The 18,918-nt window shown below is 62.8% G+C and carries 16 protein-coding genes; 4 read left to right on the top strand and 12 right to left on the bottom strand.

Translation table 11 applies throughout. The features are described 5' to 3' along the window. Positions 1-20 precede the first annotated feature (20 nt). The 7 genes from ACQ4WM_RS18090 to ACQ4WM_RS18060 all read right to left on the bottom strand — a co-directional run bounded on the left by ACQ4WM_RS18090 (position 21) and on the right by ACQ4WM_RS18060 (position 9,346). Positions 21-875, bottom strand: a complete 855-nt coding sequence (locus tag ACQ4WM_RS18090) for a pirin family protein (protein ID WP_436548160.1) — start codon at positions 873-875, stop codon at positions 21-23. Positions 876-926: 51 nt separating this feature from the next. Next, positions 927-3,035 (bottom strand): FUSC family protein, encoded by a 2,109-nt coding sequence (locus ACQ4WM_RS18085; RefSeq protein WP_436548042.1) that lies wholly within the window; start codon positions 3,033-3,035, stop codon positions 927-929. Between the two features lie 87 nt (positions 3,036-3,122). Then, positions 3,123-3,974: a carbohydrate ABC transporter permease gene (locus ACQ4WM_RS18080; protein WP_436548041.1), complete on the bottom strand. Its 852-nt coding sequence runs from the start codon at positions 3,972-3,974 to the stop codon at positions 3,123-3,125. A 9-nt stretch (positions 3,975-3,983) separates the two neighbouring features. Further along, positions 3,984-4,916 carry a carbohydrate ABC transporter permease gene (locus ACQ4WM_RS18075; protein WP_436548040.1) on the bottom strand — a complete coding sequence of 311 codons (933 nt, stop codon included), beginning with the start codon at positions 4,914-4,916 and terminating at the stop codon, positions 3,984-3,986. Between the two features lie 21 nt (positions 4,917-4,937). Continuing rightward, on the bottom strand, positions 4,938-6,182 hold the full coding sequence (locus ACQ4WM_RS18070; RefSeq protein ID WP_436548039.1) for an ABC transporter substrate-binding protein: 1,245 nt from the start codon (positions 6,180-6,182) through the stop codon (positions 4,938-4,940). Between the two features lie 58 nt (positions 6,183-6,240). Then, positions 6,241-8,196 (bottom strand): beta-galactosidase, encoded by a 1,956-nt coding sequence (locus ACQ4WM_RS18065; protein ID WP_436548038.1) that lies wholly within the window; start codon positions 8,194-8,196, stop codon positions 6,241-6,243. Between the two features lie 4 nt (positions 8,197-8,200). Beyond that, positions 8,201-9,346, bottom strand: coding sequence for an ABC transporter ATP-binding protein (locus ACQ4WM_RS18060; RefSeq protein ID WP_436548037.1), 1,146 nt, complete (start codon positions 9,344-9,346; stop codon positions 8,201-8,203). 255 nt (positions 9,347-9,601) lie between these two features. Here ACQ4WM_RS18060 and ACQ4WM_RS18055 point away from each other — a divergent pair, with 255 nt between their 5' ends. Continuing rightward, the gene (locus ACQ4WM_RS18055) at positions 9,602-10,624 is read left to right on the top strand and encodes a LacI family DNA-binding transcriptional regulator (RefSeq protein WP_436548036.1); all 1,023 of its coding nucleotides are present in this window, start codon (positions 9,602-9,604) and stop codon (positions 10,622-10,624) included. On the opposite strand, the gene dxs is transcribed toward ACQ4WM_RS18055, so the two are convergent. The 3 genes from dxs to ACQ4WM_RS18040 are packed head-to-tail and all read right to left on the bottom strand — an operon-like array spanning position 10,617 to position 13,639. Next, entirely contained in the window at positions 10,617-12,485 is a 1,869-nt protein-coding gene (gene dxs, locus ACQ4WM_RS18050) for a 1-deoxy-D-xylulose-5-phosphate synthase (protein ID WP_436548035.1), read from the bottom strand. The genes ACQ4WM_RS18055 and dxs overlap by 8 nt on opposite strands. After that, positions 12,486-13,394 carry a polyprenyl synthetase family protein gene (locus ACQ4WM_RS18045; protein WP_436548034.1) on the bottom strand — a complete coding sequence of 303 codons (909 nt, stop codon included), beginning with the start codon at positions 13,392-13,394 and terminating at the stop codon, positions 12,486-12,488. Then, complete coding sequence (locus ACQ4WM_RS18040) at positions 13,391-13,639, bottom strand: exodeoxyribonuclease VII small subunit (protein WP_436548033.1); 249 nt, start codon at positions 13,637-13,639, stop codon at positions 13,391-13,393. Before ACQ4WM_RS18040 ends, ACQ4WM_RS18045 begins: the two co-directional genes overlap by 4 nt. A 415-nt stretch (positions 13,640-14,054) precedes the next feature. Between ACQ4WM_RS18040 and ACQ4WM_RS18035 the strand changes: the two genes are divergently transcribed. From ACQ4WM_RS18035 to ACQ4WM_RS18025, 3 genes are read left to right on the top strand one after another with little or no spacing between them, the layout of a single operon-like run. Further along, a complete protein-coding gene (locus tag ACQ4WM_RS18035) occupies positions 14,055-15,155 on the top strand; it encodes an aromatic ring-hydroxylating oxygenase subunit alpha (RefSeq protein WP_436548032.1) in 1,101 nt (366 codons plus the stop codon). Between the two features lie 52 nt (positions 15,156-15,207). Further along, positions 15,208-16,131, top strand: a complete 924-nt coding sequence (locus ACQ4WM_RS18030; RefSeq protein WP_436548031.1) for a DMT family transporter — start codon at positions 15,208-15,210, stop codon at positions 16,129-16,131. An 11-nt stretch (positions 16,132-16,142) separates the two neighbouring features. Then, complete coding sequence (locus ACQ4WM_RS18025) at positions 16,143-16,997, top strand: sulfurtransferase (protein ID WP_436548030.1); 855 nt, start codon at positions 16,143-16,145, stop codon at positions 16,995-16,997. Between the two features lie 10 nt (positions 16,998-17,007). On the opposite strand, the gene ACQ4WM_RS18020 is transcribed toward ACQ4WM_RS18025, so the two are convergent. Continuing rightward, positions 17,008-17,766 (bottom strand): ZIP family metal transporter, encoded by a 759-nt coding sequence (locus ACQ4WM_RS18020; RefSeq protein ID WP_436548029.1) that lies wholly within the window; start codon positions 17,764-17,766, stop codon positions 17,008-17,010. A gap of 233 nt (positions 17,767-17,999) precedes the next feature. Further along, positions 18,000-18,884, bottom strand: coding sequence for a dienelactone hydrolase family protein (locus tag ACQ4WM_RS18015; RefSeq protein ID WP_436548028.1), 885 nt, complete (start codon positions 18,882-18,884; stop codon positions 18,000-18,002). Between the last annotated feature and the right edge of the window lie 34 nt (positions 18,885-18,918).

Genomic DNA, 18,918 nt, shown 5'->3' with positions numbered 1-18,918 from the left:
TGCCGGGGTTTTGAAGACGACTAAGCTCTATTCGGCTCGAACTTGCCGGCGTGGTAGTCGCGGATCGCCTGGTTGATTTCCTCGCGCGTGTTCATCACGAAGGGGCCGTGCGCCACCACCGGTTCGCCGAGCGGTTCGGCATGGCCGAACAGCACCACCGCGCCTTCGGGCGCCGCGAAGTCCACGCCATCACCGTCGACATCGAGCTCGACCAGCGTAAATGCTGGAGCACTGCGGCTGTCCAGCGCCAGCGTGCCTGTCACGACATACAAAAATACATTGCGGCCACGCAAGCCATCGAGCGCAAAGCGCGCGCCAGGGCGCATCACCAGCCATGACATGAAGACTCCGGTCAGCGACTCGACCGGCCCCTGCTGCCCGCCGTACTGGCCCGACACCAGATGCAGGGTGCCCAAGCCGTCAGGCGTGCCGACCTTGACGATGGCCTCGTCCTGCACGCCCTGGTAGCGTGGCGCCGTCATCTTCAGGCGTGAGGGCAGGTTCAGCCAGAGCTGCAAGATTTCCAGCGGCCCGCCGTCGCGCTTGAAGCCGGGTGGCGACAGTTCTGCATGCACCAGGCCGCTGCCGGCCGTCATCCACTGCACGCCACCGGCACGAATGATGCTGTCGTGGCCGGCGCTGTCGCTATGCATCAATTCGCCTTCGAGAATGAAGGTCACGGTTTCAAAGCCGCGGTGCGGATGGGGGCCGAACGGCAAGCCGCGGTTGCGCGGCGCATAGGTCTGCGGGCCGTGGTGATTCAAAAACAGGAAAGGATCGACCTGCTCCAGCTGCGGCCCGGGCACGGGACGGCGCGTGGTCAGGTCGGCGATATCGTCGCGGTAAGCCTGGTGCAGGCCCTTGATGGTTTTCATGTTCACGCTGCATCCTTTGTTGGTGTTGACTGAAACTGATTATCGCCCAGTTCAGTCAGCCGCGTTCTGCACGCCCAGTTGCTGGCGCAGCAAAATGCGCAGCATCAGCACCTGCGCCACGGCATCGGCCTGCAGCGCGCTCAGGTCCGTGGCCTGGCAGTCGCCGGGCGACGGCACGTCAGGATCGCCGCGCAGCAAGGCGTCGATTTCGCTGCCCACGGCGGCTATCCACTGCTGCAGCACCGGGGTGGCGGGCAGCGAGTCGGGGCTGAGGCTGATGCGCGCCGTGCTGCCGGCTACCCGGCGCAGCAGCGGCAAGGTGCGCAGGGCCGCCAGGCCGACACCGGCGCTGCGGTCCAGGCGGCGCTCGATGCGCAGGCGCTGCAGCACCTGTTCCGCATTATTGCTGGCCAGGCCAGCCTCGCGGCGCTGGAGCGCGATCGACGGGTCCCATTTGCCGCCCGCCGCCAGCACCGCCAGCAGGTATTTCAGATTGGCCGAGACGGCGCTGGCCAGCCGTGCTTCCAGATCGTCCGCTTCGCGGTCGGGCCACAGGAAAAACGTCGCCAGCAAGGCCAGCACGCAGCCCAGCACATTGTTGCCCAGGCGGCTCAGGGCATACGCCATCTCGCTGGCCGGCATGGCGTAATCGGCCACCAGCACAAAGGCCGGCGTCATGAACATCACGTGCAGGCTGTAGCTGACGCGGCGCAGCGCCATGGTGGCATAGATCAGCGGAAATACCACCAGCGAAATCGCCAGCGGCGTATGGATCACCAGGCCGATCAATACCGCCAGCATCGCCCCCACGATGCTGCCGGCTACGCGCTCCATGCCGCGCGGCCAGGTGGTCGACACTGAAGGCTGCAATATCAACAGCGTGGCCATGGTGGCCCAGTAGCCGAACGGAATCTGCAGCAGTTCGACCAGCAGGAAACCGGTGCTGGTGGCCAGCGACACGCGCGCCGCATGACGCCAGCCCAGCGACTGCAAGGTGGCGTTGCCGCGCAGGGTATGCCAACCCTGCGCCAGCGCTTGCGCCGCCGCTTGCCGCCATGGCAGGCGCGATGCACGCGGCAAGTCAAGCTGCATGAATTCCACGTTCAGGTGCAGCGGCAGCAAGGCGCCCAGCGCCGCTTCCAGCCGCCGGCCGCAGGTCGCCAGGCGGCGCTGCAGCAGCAAGGACGGTGTGGCCGGCTGGCGCTGCAAGGCCAGGCCCAGCCGGCGCAGCAGCAGCGCCATCGCCTCCAGGCTGCGCCGCGCACGCGGATCGTGGCGCAGGCGCTGGCGGTCGCGCTCGCAGGAATGGGTGACGGCGATCAGATAGGCAAAGATGCGCTCGGCGTCGCTGAGCGCCAGCAGCAGGTTGTCGAACAGCGCGCTGTTGCCGGCGCGCGTAGGCGGCACGGCGGCCAGCGCCACCCTTGCCGCCTCCAGCGCGGCGCGCGCCTGCGAACGGTAGCTGGCGCCATGCACGCCGGCACCAGCCATCTCACCGTCCTGCGCCAGGTAGCGCGCATTGTCGCGCGCGATGCCGGCCAGGCGCAAATAAGCGCTGCGGATCGCCTGCCGGCTGGGGCCGTAAGGGTGGATGCGCCAGACGGTAAAGCTGAGCAAGGTGGCAAACAGGCAGCCGGACAAATAAATCGCCAGGAAGGGCAGCGCCTGCGCCACCGAGTGCAAGGGATGGGTGACCATCACCACGCAGGCGGTGGCAGCGAGGATCGCTACCTGCGCGCTGGCGGGTCCCCAGATGCGCGCCAGCGCACCGGCCCAGGAAAACAGCAGCACGGCCAGAGTGGCGGCGGCCACGCCATGGCCAGCAGCCAGGGCGCTTGCGCCGCCGGCAACGGTCGACAGCAGGCCAAAGCCCACCATCGACACAAAGCGCATGCGGCGGGTGCCGGCCGCGTCGGCCAGGCAGGTCCAGAAGGCGCCGATGGCGGCCCAGGAAAAATCGGGGTGATCGAACAGCAGGCCCAGAGCCAGCATGGCACTGGCGGCGCTGGCGGCGCGCAAGCCTTCGGACAGATTGGTTTCGTCGACGGCCAGGGTCACCATCCACAGCGGACGGCGCTGCGCCAGCCGGTCGCCGGCAGCATGCAGGGCCGCCGCCCAGCGCCCTGCCCGGCCAGTCCACCGGCGATGAAGTTGCTTCAATCTCACTGCGCGCCCCTGCCAAAGTTCATCTCTGACAGGTATTGTAAGGGGCGCGACGTGGCGACGGCAGCGTGAAACTACGTAGTGCTATCCTTTCGTGGCGCCGAAAGTCAGTCCCGCCACAAAATGCTTCTGCATCAGGAAAAACATCAGCACCGACGGCAGGGCCGCCAGAATGGAGCCGGCCGAAACCAGGTTCCAGGCCGTGGTCCACTGCCCTTTCAGGCCCGCCACGCCGACCGTGATCGGTGCGGCCGTGTCGCCCTGCGTCAGGCACAGCGCCCAGAAGTAGTCATTCCACACAAACGTAAATACCAGGATGCCGAGCGCGGCCAGGGCCGGCCGGATCAGCGGCAAAATGACCCTGGTGAAAATCGTCCATTCGCCGGCGCCTTCGATGCGCGCCGCCTCGATCAGCTCGAACGGCAGCTGCTTGATGAAGTTACGCAGGAACAAGGTGCAAAAGCCGGTCTGGAACGCCACGTGGAACAGCACCAGACCCTGCACCGTGTTGAACACGCCAAAGTCGAGCGACATATTGCGCACCGGAATCATCAAAATTTGCACAGGCACGAAGTTACAGGCCACAAAGGTGGCGAACAAAAAGGTGTTGCCCTTGAACTTGTAGGTCGACAGCGCAAAACCGGCCATCGCCGCCAGCGCGATCGAGCCGATCACCGAGGGCACGGTGATCAGCACGCTGTTCCAGAAATAATGCAGCATCGGCGAGGCCGTCAGCGCCTCGTGGTAATTGGCCCACAGCGACAGGTCGCGCGGCCAGCCCCAGTAATTGCCTTCCATCAGTTCTTCGGTGGAACGCAGCGACGTCACCAGCACGGCGATCATCGGCAGCAGCCAGATCACCAGCGCCAGCGGCAGCGACATTTTGTACAGGCGCCGGTTCCACGGCTTCCATTTATCGACAGGCATCGGATACATGGCGGCCCTTTACTGTTCAGTGCGCAGCATGCGCTTGAGGTGATAGACGATATACACCAGCATCATTGCAAACAGCACCACCGCGACGGCAGCCGAATAGCCCTGGCGGTAGTACTTGATGGCCTGGTCGTACGAGTAATAGGCCAGCACGGTCGAGCTTTCAAACGGCCCGCCGCCGCTCATCACGGAAATCAGGTCGAAGCTGCGCAGCGCGCCGATAATGGTCACCACCACGGCCATGAAGGTACTCGGGCGCAGTTGCGGCAGGATCACGTGGATCAGCATCTTCCAGCCCTTGGCACCTTCCATGCGCGCCGCCTCCACTTGTTCGGAATTGATCGAGGTCAGGCCCGTCAGGAACAAAATCATGCAATACGCCGTCTGCGGCCACAGTGCGGCAAAGATGATGCCGTAAGTCACATAGCGCGGATCGCCGAGCACCGGCACGCCATGGCCGAGTATCAGCGCCAGCAGGCCAAAAGTAGGGTCGTAAAACCAGCTGAAGATCAGGCCCACCACCACGCCCGACAAGACGAACGGCGCGAAAAACAGCGACTTGACCAGGCGGATGCCGCGCACCTGCTGGTTCAGGTACAGCGCCACCGCCAGGCCGGCAGGCGGCGCCAGCAGGAACAGCACCAGCCACAGGAAATTGTTTTTCAGGGCCGTGAAAAACGTGTCCGTATGAAACAGTTCCTTGTAGTTTGCCAGGCCGACGAAAGTCTTCTGCGCCAGGCCATCCCACTCGAAAAAGCTCAGGTAGATGGTGTACAGGATCGGATAGACCACGTACAGCGCAACCAGCAGGCAGGCCGGCGCCAGGAACAGCGCGGCGGCGCGATGCCGCTTGAACGCGGGCGCAGCCCACCAGCGCACGGGCCGGCGTGGCGCGTGCGCGGTTTTGCCACCGGCGCCACCGGCGCCGAGAGTAGAAGTATGCATGTCGTCAGCCTGGCGTGGTCATCACGATTTTTTGTAGATGCGCTTGCGCGTGCGTTCCAGCTGCGCCAGGATCTCGTCCAGCGCGTTCGGATCGTTGATGAATTTCTGCATGCCCTTCATGCCTTCATCGGCCATTTCCTTGGTCATGTCGCGGTCGTAGAACTGCGCGATACCGCCCTTGGTATTGGACAAAATATCGAAGCCGATACGCGAGATCGGTTCTTCCGGTGGCGCCGACTTGCTGTTGGCCGGCAATGAACCCAGGCCGTCGGCCAGCTTGGCGCTGATGGCCGGCGTGCCGACAAACGCCAGGAAGCGGCGTGCGTCGACCTTGTTCTTGGCGCGGCTTGGAATATGCAGCGACTCGATCGGGCCTTCCTCGGCACCGGCAATCGCCGGGTCGATGGTCGGGAACTGGAAGTAGCCCATCACTTCCTTCTGTTTCGGCGGGAAGCCCTTGGCGATAAAGGTACCCATCAGCATCATCGCAGCCTTGCCCTGGAACACGAACGGTTGCGCCGCATCGAGGTCGTAGGACAGCGGATTGTCGATGAAATATTTATTGTCGAGCAGAGTCTTCCAGGTGGTGTAGACCTTTTTCACGCGCGGGTCGGTGTAGGCAATCTCGCCGTTCATCAGCTGCTGGTGGAAGGCATAGCCGTTGATGCGCAGGTCCAGATAATCAAACCAGCCAGCCAGGGTCCAGGCGTCGCGGCCACCGACGGCGATCGGGCTGATGCCGGCCGCCTTGAGCTTCTTGTTCGCTTCCATGAACTCGGCCCAGGTCTTCGGCTCGGCAGCAATGCCGGCCTTCTGGAACAGGTCCTTGCGATAGAACATGCCCCACGAGTAGTACACGGTCGGCATGGCGTACTGCTTGCCCTTGTAAGACGATGCTTCCTTGCTCGATGCGTAGGTGTCGTTCCAGTTGTTCTTGGCCCAGTCAGCGCTCAAATCCTCGAACAGGCCGCGGCTGGCGTAGTAGGCCATGCGCTCGCCGTTGTGCCAGGTAACGATGTCGGGCGCCTGGCTCGACAGCCAGTTCGGCAGCTGGATCTTGTACGCTTCTTCATCGACGAAAGCGACCTTCAGCTCCACGTCCGGATTGGCTTTCTTGAATTCGTCGAGCGTGGACTGCCAGACGGTGCGCTGGCTGGCGCCCTTGAAGGCGATATTGACGGCCAGGGTGCCGGCTTGTACCGAGACGCTGGCGGTGGCGGCCAGCATGGCGGCCGATAACAGTCCTGCTTGCATAATGCGTTTCATTTTGTCTCCTGGATGTTGATCACGGAATAATTTCACGGTGCGAATCTGCGTTCGCTATTCAAACTGGTCCAACCTGAAATACCGACACGCCTTGCGGTGGCACTTGCGCCGCGCCTATCACAAACTTCGCTTGCGGCGGATGCGGCGCGTCGAGCGGCGCATCGCCATAATTGAACACATACGTCAGGTCGCCGCGGCGGCTGATGCGCGTGCCATCGGCCAGGCGCGTGACCGGCAAGCCTGCCTCTTTTGCCACCGTCGCCAGGTAGTCGCGCAGCAGTGGCTCGTCAAAAATGGCCGCCAGGTAATGCAGGCGGTCATGGCGTACGATGGCCGGATGGCCGTCGTCAAACGTCGCCACCACTTCGGTGCCGTCAGCCACCTCGATCAGGTCACGCCAGATACGCGCCTGGCCCTGGTGGCGGCCCCACTGCACCGGCACCAGCGTGGTCGGGCGCATGGCGTCGACACGCCACACGCGCATCGGCAACTGCTGCGCCAGCGGGCCAGGCCCCAGGTTGTCCGGTATGCGCAGGTCCACCGTCTTCGAGCCAGTGCGCGGCCCGAACACGACATGGGCGCCGCTGTCCTGCAAGCGCTGCGGCAAGTCGGCTGGCAGCACCGGCAGCGGCGGCACGACGATCAGGCTGTAGCCGTCGAAGCTGGCCGATGCAGGTAGTACGTCGACGTCGAAACCGAGCGCGCGCAGGGCTGAATAATATTCGAATACCAGCGGACCGTACTGGAAGTCCTGGGCTTGCGGATGCACTTCGAACAGCCACTTGGCTTCATAGTCGAAGATCAGCGCGACCTTGGTCGACACTTTGGCATCCTGATTGGCAATCAGCTGCAATTCCTGCGACACCTGCGTCGCTTCGGCGCCGCCGATATCGAGCAAATTGTCTGGCGTGTTCAGGCCCGCGTGCAGTTGCTCCTGGCCGAACGGGCACTGGCGCCAGCGGAAATACGAGACACAACCGGCGCCGTGGGCGAACGCTTCCCAGCTCCACAGGCGCACCATGCCCGGCAACGGCGCCGGGTTCCACTTGGCCCAGTTGACGGGGCCAGGCTGCTGCTCCATCACCCAGAAGGCTTGCTTCGACATGCCACGGTACAGGTCGTGATTGAACGAGGCAAAGTCGGGGTGGCCGGTGCGCAGCCAGCGTGCTTTCAGTTCGGGCGAGAACCAGAATTCTTCCAGCGCGCCCAGCGGATAGCTGTCCCAGGTGGCCGCGTCGAGGTCGGCGGCGACAGGATAATGATCGAACTCGAAGAAGTTCTGCATGAAGTTATGCACCATCACGCGCCCTGGTGCGTGGCGGCGCAAGATGTCGACCTGCATGCGGTTGTAGCGCGCCACTTCGCTCGAAGCAAAGCGGCGGTAATCCATGCGGTGCGACGGATGGGCTTCGGTGACGGTGCCGACCGGCGCGTCGATCTGCTCGAAGCTGGTGTATTCCATGCTCCAGAATACCGTGCCCCAGGCCGTGTTCAGCGCATCGATGGTGGTGTAGCGTGCGCGCAGCCAGTCGCGAAAGCGCGCCACGGCGTCGGGCGAATAGCTGACCACCGTCTGGTGGCAGCCATATTCATTGTCGGTCTGCCAGGCAGTCACGGCCGGGTGATTGCCATAGCGCTCGGCCAGCAGGGTAACGATGCGCTGCGAGGCTTCAAAATACGCGTTCGAGGAAAAATCGTAATGGCGGCGCGAACCAAAAGCGCGCGCGCGGCCATCGGCACCGACCGGCACAATATCGGGATGCAGGTCGATCAGCCACTTCGGCGGCGTAGCGGTCGGCGTCGACATCACCACTTCCAGGCCGGCCGCGCCCAGCACATCAATTGCGCGGTCGAGCCAGTCCCACTGCAGCTTGCCCGCTTCCGGTTCGATGCGGCTCCAGGCGAATTCGCCGATGCGTACCTGGGCGATACCCATCGCCTTCATGCGGCGCGCATCATCTTCCCACATCGATTCGGGCCAATGTTCCGGGTAGTAACAGACTCCTAAACGCATGACTTCACTCCTGTGCAAGATGTTGCGAGTTGAACGGTGCGGCGACGGCATTGCCATCGTCGGTAAACAAATGGCAGTGGCGCGCCAGCATGCCCAGGGTCAGCTCGGCGCCGGCCTCGGTGGCGACGTTGCCGGGCGCCTTGGCCAGCAGCGGATCGCCGCCGGCCTGCTCGAAATGCAGATACGTCTGTTCACCCAGGCGCTCGACCAGCATCACGCGGCGCACGATGCGGTTGTCTTCCTGTGGCGCCAGCAGCAGGTGCTCCGGGCGCACGCCGACGCAGACGGTTTGCCCGGCGCGCAGTGTGCTGCCGTCGGCCTCGATGGCGATGGTCTCGCCGGTATGGTCGAGCGTCACGCGCACGGCATGGGCGTCGCCCGAGACGACTTTGGCAGGCAGGAAATTCATTTGCGGCGAACCGATAAACCCGGCCACGAAGCGGCTGTTCGGGCGATGGTACAGTTCCAGGGGCGAGCCGATCTGGGCGATACTGCCCAGGCGCTCCACGTCGGGGCCGGCGCGCAGCAGCACGATCTTGTCGGCCAGGGTCATCGCTTCGACCTGGTCGTGCGTCACATACACCACGCTGGCGTCGACGAATTGCTTGTGCAGGCGGGCGATTTCAATACGGGTCTGGCCGCGCAAGGTGGCGTCGAGGTTGGACAAGGGTTCGTCGAACAGGAACACGCCGGGGCGGCGGACGATGGCGCGGCCGATCGCCACGCGCTGGCGCTGGCCGCCCGACAATTGCTTGGGCTTGCGCTCGAGCAGTTCTTCGAGCTGCAGCACGCGGGCCGCTTCGCGCACGCGTTTGTCGAGCTCGTCTTTTGGCGTCTTGGCCAGTTTCAGGCCAAATCCGATATTGTCGTACACCGACATATGGGGAAACAGCGCGTAGCTCTGGAACACCATGGCCACGCCGCGCTCGGCCGGCGGCACATCGTTCATCAGTTCGCCGGAAATACGCAGCTCGCCGCCGGACAAGTCTTCCAGGCCGGCAATCATGCGCAAAAGGGTCGACTTGCCGCAGCCCGAAGGACCCAGAAAAACGCAGAATTCGTGTTCGCCGATGTCGAGGTCAACGTTGCGGATGACTGCCGCGCCGTTGCCATACGACTTCTGCACTGCAGTGAGTGTGATGCTTGCCATGCCTGGTCTCCAGTAGGTTAAGCGCTTAACCAAATCACCTTAAAAAAAGTGCCCGGTGATACAGGCACGCTTTCTTGCGTGTTTTTTATTATTATGGTTTCGGATATGCTCGTTTGACCTGAATATACCAAAGGATTTTTTTTCAGGCAATCGAATCCTGTGACGCATTGCAGCAATTCATGCACTGGGCCAGCCGGTCATTGACAGCGGCCGGCTAACCCTGTTGAATGCAGGCATGCCAACGATGCCCCAACCATGACCACCCTGTCCCAAGTTGCCCAGCGCGCCGGTGTGACCTCCGCCACCGTCTCGAACGTGCTGCGCCAGCGCGGCAAGGTCGGCGCCGAAACGCGCGCACGCGTGCTGGCCGCCGTCGAAGCGCTCGGCTACCGGCCGCACCTGACGGCGCGCGCGCTGGCCGAAGGCCGCGCGCCCACCCTGGCGCTGATGGTATCGAGCATTGCCAATCCATTTTATCCCGAATACGCGCTGGCAGCGGAACAGGCGGCGCGCCAGCATGGCCGCTTCCTGATTGTCTGCAATACCAACGACGATCACGATATTGGCCGCGCCTACCTGGACCAGATTGCCGGCACCCTGGCCGACGGCGTGCTGGTGATGAATGCCGATCCTTCGCTCGATGACCTGAGGGCAACCGAGCGGCGCGGCGCCACGGTGGTGCTGGGCATGTGGGAAAAGCCGCACCAGCCTCCGGGCCTGCCTTGCGTGGCGGTCGATTTTCATTTGGCCGGTGCGCTGGCCGCGCGCCATCTGATCGCGCTGGGTCACCGCAAAATCGGCGTGATGGTCGGTGGCGGCGTCTGCGGCGTGCACGCCGAGCGTGAACGAGGTTTCAACGATGCGCTGCTTGAGCTGGGCCATGGCGACGCCGTGGTGCACAGAATGATGGTGCACGATTCGGTCGAAGGAGGACTGCAGGCGGGCGCAGCGATGCTGAGCGCCACGCCGTCCATCACGGCCGTGTTCGCCACCAATGACTTGCCGGCGCTGGGCCTGCTGCATGCGGCGGCCGACCTCGGCATCAAGGTGCCGCAGCAGTTATCGGTGATCGGGCTGACCGACATCCAGAGCGCACGCCAGTCCCGCCCCGCGTTGACCACGGTGGCGCTGCCGACTGCGCAGGCGGCCGCGATGTCGGTGGCGCTGCTGCTCGAGCTGATTGCCGAGCCGCAGGCGCAGCCACCGATGCGCATTGCACCGCCGCCCGAACTGGTGGTGCGGGCCTCGACGGCGCCGCCAGCGGCTGCTGCTAGCTGACCACCGTCAGGCGCGGTTGCGCACCACTGAAGCGCTGCCCGATGGACGCGGCGATGCCCGCTGCGTCCAGTCCCACGCTTTTGAGCAACTGCACCGGATCGCCATGGTCGATGAACTGGTCGGGCAAGCCCAGCATCAGGACAGGCTTGACGATGCCTTCCGCTGCCAGCGCCTCGGCCACGGCCGAACCGGCGCCGCCCATGATGCAACCTTCTTCCACCGTCACCAGGTAGTCGTGCTCGGCGGCCAGTTGTTTTACCAGGGCCACGTCGAGCGGTTTCACGAAGCGCATATTGGCGACCGTCGCGTCGAGCTCGTTACCGGCGCCGACCGACGGCGCCACCATGGAACCGAAGGCCAGAATGGCGATCTTCTTGCCCTGGCGTTTGATTTCGCCCTTGCCGATCTCGATGCTGGCCAGTTCCGGCACGATGGCCGCGCCGGCACCGGCGCCGCGCGGATAGCGGATCGCCGCTGGGCCAGGGTAGTAGTAGCCGGTGGTGAGCATTTGCCGGCATTCGTTTTCGTCCGAGGCGGCCATGATGACCATGTTCGGGATGCAGCGCAAAAACGCCATGTCGTAATTGCCGGCGTGCGTGGCGCCATCGGCGCCGACCAGGCCGGCGCGGTCCAGCGCGAACGTGACGTCCAGGTTTTGCAGCGCCACGTCGTGGATCAGCTGGTCATAGGCGCGCTGCAGGAAGGTGGAATATATCGCCACCACCGGCTTGAGGCCTTCGCAGGCCAGGCCAGCGCCAAACGTCACCGCGTGCTGCTCGGCGATGCCAACGTCGAAATAACGGTTCGGATACTGCTGTTCGAACCTGACCATGCCCGAGCCTTCGCGCATGGCTGGCGTAATGCCCACCAGGCGCTTGTCGTGCGCGGCCATGTCGCACAGCCAGTTGCCGAACACTTCCGTGTAGGTCATCTTGCCTGGCGCCGTGGCCGGCTTGATGCCCACGGCAGGATTGAACTTGCCGGTGCCGTGGTAAAGAATCGGCTCGTTTTCTGCCAGCTTGTAGCCCTGGCCCTTCTTGGTCACCACGTGCAGAAATTGCGGGCCTTTCAGCTGCTTGATGTTCTGCAAGGTCGGGATCAGCGAATCGAGGTCGTGGCCATCGATAGGGCCGATGTAATTGAAGCCGAATTCCTCGAACATGGTGGCGGGCACCACCATGCCCTTGGCGTGTTCCTCGAAACGCTTCGCCAGTTCCAGCACCGGGCCGGGCAAGACGGATTTGCCGACGTTTTTCGCGGCCGCATAGAACTGGCCCGACATCAACCGCGCCAGGTGGCGGTTCAGCGCGCCCACCGGCGGCGAGATCGACATATCGTTGTCGTTCAGGATTACCAGCAGGTTGATGTCTTCCTGCACGCCGGCATTGTTCATCGCCTCGAACGCCATGCCGGCCGTCATCGAGCCGTCGCCGATCACGGCGATCGCATGCAGCGGGTCGCCCTTGATCTTGGCCGCCTGCGCCATGCCCAGCGCGGCCGAAATCGACGTCGACGAGTGGGCCGTGCCGAAGGTGTCGTATTCGCTTTCTTCGCGTTTCGGGAAACCTGAAATGCCGTCCTTCTGGCGCAGCGTATGCATGCGCTCGCGCCGGCCGGTAAGGATTTTATGGGAATAGGTCTGGTGGCCGACGTCCCACACGATACGGTCGTGCGGCGTGTTGAATACATAATGCAGGGCGACAGTCAGCTCGACCGTGCCCAGGTTGGACGACAGATGGCCACCCGTTTTCGACACCGAGTCGAGCAGGAAGCTGCGCAGTTCCTGTGCCAGCGGCACCAGTTGCGAACGGGCCAGCTGGCGCACTTGCGCCGGTTCATTGATGGTTTCTAACAGTTTCATTTAAGCCTTCCGCTGCACGACCAGGTCTGCCAGCTCGCGCAGGCGGCGTGCCTTGTCCCCGAATGGCGCCAGCGCCGCATGGGCGTCGCACCGCAATTGTTCTGCCAGGGCCTTTGATGGCTCCAGGCCCAGTATCGATACATAAGTCGGCTTGTTGGCCGCCGCATCCTTGCCTGCTGTCTTGCCCAGCGTAGCCGAATCGGCCGTGGCGTCGAGCACATCGTCGACCACCTGGAAGGCCAGCCCTACCGCCTTCGCATAGGCGTCCAGCGCCGTCATGTCGTTTGGCTCCAGTTCCTTGCCGGCCAAGGCGCCCAGTACCACCGCCGCGCGCAGCAACGCCCCCGTTTTCAACTGATGCATCTGTTCCAGCTGCTGCAGGCTCAGGGACAAACCCACGCTGTCGAGGTCGATCGCCTGGCCGCCGCACATGCCGCCTGAGCCTGAAGCCTGCGCCAGCAACCGTATCATCGCCATCTGCCGCCCAGGGGCAATCGCCGCGCCATCGGCCAGGATGGTGAACGCCTGCGACTGCAGCGCGTCGCCGACCAGCAAGGCGGTCGCCTCATCGTAAGCCACATGCACGGTAGGCTTGCCACGGCGCAATGCGTCGTCGTCCATGCAGGGCATGTCGTCATGCACCAGTGAATACACATGTATCATTTCCAGCGCGCAAGCGGCGCGCGCCAGTGTGTCGACGTCCGCATCGAACAGTTCGCCGGCCGCCATCACCAGCAGCGGGCGCACGCGTTTGCCGCCACCGAGCAGCGCATAACGCATGGCCGCGTGCAGCTTGTGCGGCACTGCGCCAGCGGCAGGCAGGAACTGGTCGAGCGCGCTTTCCACGCCAGTCTGGGTGGTTTGCATCCAGTCGCCAAAAGTCATGCCGGCAGTTGTTACCGCGCTCATTGCAGCACCTCGCCATCGGCAAACGGTTTCAGCATGTCGCCTTCGAGTACCTTGACTTGCGCTTCGACACTGTCGAGCTGGCCGGCGCAGTACTTGACCAGTTCGGAGCCGCGCTGATAGGCCGCGACCGACGCTTCCAGTGGCAGCTGGCCAGCTTCCATTTGTGTGACCAGTTGGGCAAGCTCGGCCATGGCCTCTTCAAACGAAGCCGGAACGGCGGCAGCGGCAGTTAATTTCTTGGACATAAACTCTGATCTTTTCGTGGCACGAGGGGCTTGCCGGAAGCGGCAGGCAATACCCGGCAGCATAGTAGCGGTATTTTAGAACAAACCTCTGTATTAAGTGAAAACTAAAGCGCGCGCGGCGTGCTCGAAACTGCACAAGGTGCCAGCTTGATGCTGGTTTTGGCCGCAATCGCCCCCATCTGCATGAAAACAGGATCGAAAGCGTCGCCTTCTTGCAAAACCATTCAAATAGTCGCTTTTTCGGCAGGGACTTTGGCATGGCAGGCACCGATTCACGCTATAATCGCCGGTTCTGTCCGAAATACCGTTTCAACCAATTTGAATTCAGGTCTTTGCGGATTCTTTCTCTCTGCAGCGGCTGCCCTGGAAATCACCACGGAGCCTGCTGAACGTTGCACATATTATGGGGGGTGGGATGTCCGATCTGGCTACTTACGCCAAGCTGGCGCGCTCAAACGCGCAACTTCCGGTCCACGTCTATTTTGACGAAACGCTGTTACAGCGTGAAATGCAGCAATTATTCCAGTCCGGCCCGCGCTATATCGGGCATGAGCTGATGGTGCCCGAAACGGGCGATTTCGCCACCCTGGCGTCCGAAAAAGAAGGACGCATGCTGGTGCGCAACGCCCATGGCATCGAAGTACTGTCCAACGTCTGCCGTCACCGGCAGGCGCTGATGTTCAACGGCCGTGGCAATGCAAACAATATCGTCTGCCCGCTGCACCGCTGGACCTACGACCTCAAAGGTGAACTGATCGGCGCGCCGCACTTCCCGGAAACGCCGTGCACCAATCTGTCGAAAACGCCGCTGCAAAGCTGGAACGGCTTGCTGTTCGAACAGAATGGCTACAACGTGATGGAAAAGTTGAAAGACTTGTCCGTTTCGAAAGACCTCGATTTTTCCGGCTATATGTTCGACCACGTGGAAATCCACGAGTGCGACTATAACTGGAAGACCTTTATCGAAGTCTACCTTGAAGACTATCACGTCGAACCGTTCCACCCTGGCCTGGGCAGCTTTGTCAGCTGCGACGACCTGCGCTGGGAATTTGGCAAGGACTACAGCGTGCAGACAGTGGGCGTGCACCACGGCCTGCAGAAATCAGGGTCGGCTGCCTATAAAAAATGGCAGGAACAGGTGCTGCAATTCCGTGGTGGCGAACCGCCGCCGTATGGCGCCATCTGGCTGACGCTGTATCCGAACATTATGGTCGAATGGTATCCGCACGTGCTGGTGGTCTCTACCCTGTGGCCCGATGGTCCGCAGAAAACGCGCAACGTGGTCGAGTTTTATTACCCGGAAGAAATTGTGCTCTTCGAGCGCGAGTTTATCGAGGCCGAGCGCGCCGCCTACATGGAGACCTGCATCGAGGACGATGAAATCGCCCAGCGCATGGACGCCGGGCGCAAGGTACTGATGACGCGTGGCGTCAACGAAACCGGCCCCTACCAGTCGCCGATGGAAGACGGCATGCAGCACTTCCACGAATGGTACCGCGACAATATCGCACTGTAGTGCCAGGGCCGCCGCGTGCGGCCTTTTTTTATCCGCGTTTTACAGGAATCAGATGCAATCACTTTGGATGCTGTTTGCCAGCTTTATGTTCGCCATCATGGGCGTGTGCGTGAAGATCGCCTCGGACATGTACTCGACTTCCGAGATCGTCATGTACCGCGGCATTATCGGCATCACCGTGATGACCTGCACCATACTGTATCAGGGCGGCACCTTCAGGACCGCCATGTGGGGCCAGCATCTGTGGCGCGGCGTGGTCGGCGTGATCGCCTTGTGGCTGTGGTTTTACGCGATCGCCATCCTGCCGTTGGCTACCGCCATGACGCTGAACTACATGGCGCCGATCTGGATCGCCGTGATCCTGCTGGCCGGCGGCTGGTGGAAAGCCTCCAATCAGGTCGAGTGGCCGCTGGTGGCAGCGATCGCCATGAGCTTTGTCGGCGTGACCCTGCTGCTGCAACCGGTGTTTGAAACCGACCAGGCGGCCGGCGCCATCACGGCCCTGATCTCGGGCATGCTGTCGGCGCTGGCCTACTTGCAGGTAAGGAAACTTGGACTGCTGGGCGAACCTGAATACCGTGTCGTATTCTATTTTTCCGTCGTCAATTTCGTCGCCGGCGTGATCGGCCATGTGGCCAGCGCCGGCGGCGGGCCGGTGGTCTGGCATGCGCATACCAGCGCCTATGGAGTAGGCCTGCTGGCGGCCATCGGCCTGTGCGCGACCATGGCGCAGATGGCGATGACGCGCGCCTACCGGCTGGGCAAAACCCTGGTGGTGGCCAATCTGCAATATACGGGCATCGTGTTTTCCAGCTTCTGGGGCGTGGTGATCTTTGGCGACCTGTTCGACTGGCATGGCTGGACCGGCATCGGCATCATTCTTGCCTCCGGCCTGGCGGCCACCTATTACAATACCCGCAACACCGCCCGTGGCGCGGCCATCGCGCGCACGGATCCGATTGCCAGCGAAGTGTAAAGGAGCGATGCTTGAACTACACCACCTTGATCAGTGCCAGCGAGCTGGCCAGCCACCTGAACGACAGCAACTGGGCCATTTTTGACTGCCGCCACGACCTGCTGCAGCCCACGGCCGGCAGCGACGCCTTTGCGGCCGGCCATATCCAGAATGCGCAGTTCGCCAATATCGATACCGACCTGTCCGGCGCGAAAGCTCCCGCTGGCGCCGCATTTACAGGCCGCCACCCGCTGCCCGACCGCAATGCCTTGCTCGCCACCCTGCGCAGCTGGGGCATCAATGACGATACGCAAGTAGTGGCCTACGATGGCCAGGGCGGCATGTTTGCCGCGCGTTTGTGGTGGCTGCTGCGCTGGATCGGCCATGCAAATGTCGCCGTGCTCGACGGCGGCCTGGCCGCCTGGCAGGTGCAAGGCTTGCCGCTGGTGACGCCCGTGGCGCCCCGCCCCGCCGGCAATATCACGGAACAAGCCAGCCTGACGCGCACCGTCAGCGTGCAAGAGGTAGTGGCCAACCTGGCCACGCAGCAATTGCAGGTGCTCGACGCGCGCGCGCCCGACCGCTTCCGCGGCGAAAACGAAACCATCGACCCGGTCGGCGGCCATATCCCCGGCGCCAGAAGCCGCTTCTTCAGGGACAATCTGCAGAGCGACGGCCGCTTCAAAAGTGCGGATGAGCTGGAGCGGGAATTTGCCGGCCTGATCGACAAACCCGAGACCAGCATCATGCAATGCGGCTCGGGCGTGACGGCCTGCCACAACCTGCTGGCACTGGAGGTGGCTGACTTGCCAGGCGCCGCGCTGTATCCGGGTTCGTGGAGCGAATGGTGCGCCGATCCGGCACGGCCGGTGGCGACTGGCGCCTGAAATACAGCTGTCAGCCGGCGTGCCGGTGCTGCGTCAAAAACAGCACAATGCCTACCCCCAGCGCGATCAAGAGCACTTGCGGAATCGTTTCGCGCAGAGTCGAGCGGCGCTGCATCTGCGGCATCAGGTCGCTCAGGGCGATATAGATAAAGCCGGACGAGGCGAACACCAGCACATACGGAATCAGGTTGCTGGCGCGGTCCAGCGTGAAGTAGCCCAGCAGGCCACCGGCCACCGCCATCAGGCTGCACAGCAGGTTGAAAATATAGGCGCGCAGGCGCGAGAAACCGGCGTTCAGCAGCACGATGAAGTCGCCGATTTCCTGCGGGATTTCATGCGCGATAATCGCCAGGCCCGTCACCAGGCCAAGCTTCGGGTCGGCCAGGAAGGCCGCGGCGATCAAAATGCCGTCCGTGAAATTGTGCATGCCGTCACCGACCAGTATCATCCAGCCGGCCTTGCCCGCCTCGTGCTTGTCGTGGCCGTGCGCATGGTGGTGGCCGTCGCCTTCATGGTGGTGCGAGTGGCGCAGGATGGCAAATTTTTCCAGCATGAAAAACGCCAGCAAGCCAGCCAGCAGGGTCGCAAACAGGCTGCGCGGATCGGCTTGCGACTCGAACGCTTCGGGCAAGGCGTGCAGCAAGGACGTCGACAGCATGATGCCGACCGACAGGCTGACCATGCGTTCGACCACCTTGGACAAGAATGCAAACGAGAAAATCGCCGCCGCAGTAATGCTGAACAGGCCCGCGATCGTTGTCGCGAGCAAAATGGATATCAGGACGGGATCGATGATTTCTTACCTCAAAATGGGCGCCAGGATACTGGCGTCCGCTGTGCTGGAGCCTGCTTGGTACGATATTGTTGCTTGTTAATTGTGCAACCCTGGCGGCGGCGTGGCGCAAACAAGATGCAATTGTACTGCATTGGGGGCAAGACCGTGAATTTACGGCCCGGCCGCCTTGAGCTGGTCAGTGAGGAAAGATGCCGCCGAGATACTGATTACACCACGCCATTGGCCTTGAACCAGGCCAGGCAGCGCGCATAACCGTCTTTGGCGTCGGCCGCCACATAGCTGGGGCGGTAGTCGGCGTTAAAGGCGTGGCCAGAATCGGGGTAGATCACAAATTCGGATTTGCTCGTGCCCTTGGCCAGCGCCGCTTTCATCTTCTCGATCGATTCGAGCGGAATGCCCGTATCCTTGCCGCCATACAGCCCCAGCACCGGCACGGTGAGCATCGGCGCGATATCGACCGGGTGCTTGGGCGTGAACGGCGTCGATTCGCCCACCAGGCGGCCATACCAGGCCACACCCGCCTTGACGGCAGGATTGTGCGCTGCATACAGCCAGGTAACACGGCCGCCCCAGCAGAAACCAGTAATGCCCAGGCGTGAGGTATCGCCGCCATTCTGCTTTGCCCAGGCGACGATGGCGTCGAGGTCGCTCATTACCTGTGCATCAGGTGTCTTGCCGACGATGTTTTTCATCAGCTCGGGCATGCTGGGCGCCTTGGTGGCGTCGCCCTGGCGCACGAACAGGTCGGGCGCCAGCGCCAGGTAACCCTGCTTGGCAAAGCGGCGCGCCATGTCGGCGATATGCTCGTGCACGCCAAAGATCTCGGAAATCACCAGCACCACCGGCAAGCCGATCTTGCCTTCGGGCTGAGATGCGTAGACGGGCACGTCCTGGCCGTCGATCTTGACCATCACGGTGCCGGAAATAAGGCCCGCGCCATCGGTCTTGATGACGTTTTGCGCCACCACCGGCAGCGCGGCCACGGCAAAGCCCGTGCCCAGCGCCACTTTCAGGAAACCGCGGCGGCCATCCGGCCCGGACAGGCTGCTCTGGCCCAACAGACTTTCAACATCGGTGATCATGTCTTTCATGCGTTTCTCCTGAAGTGTTGCGTTTAAAACGTCG

The organism is Janthinobacterium longum (assembly GCF_051380735.1).
Taxonomy (GTDB): domain Bacteria; phylum Pseudomonadota; class Gammaproteobacteria; order Burkholderiales; family Burkholderiaceae_D; genus Janthinobacterium.
Note: the sequence above shows the minus strand (reverse complement) of the source record. Positions and strands in the feature narration are given on the sequence as shown.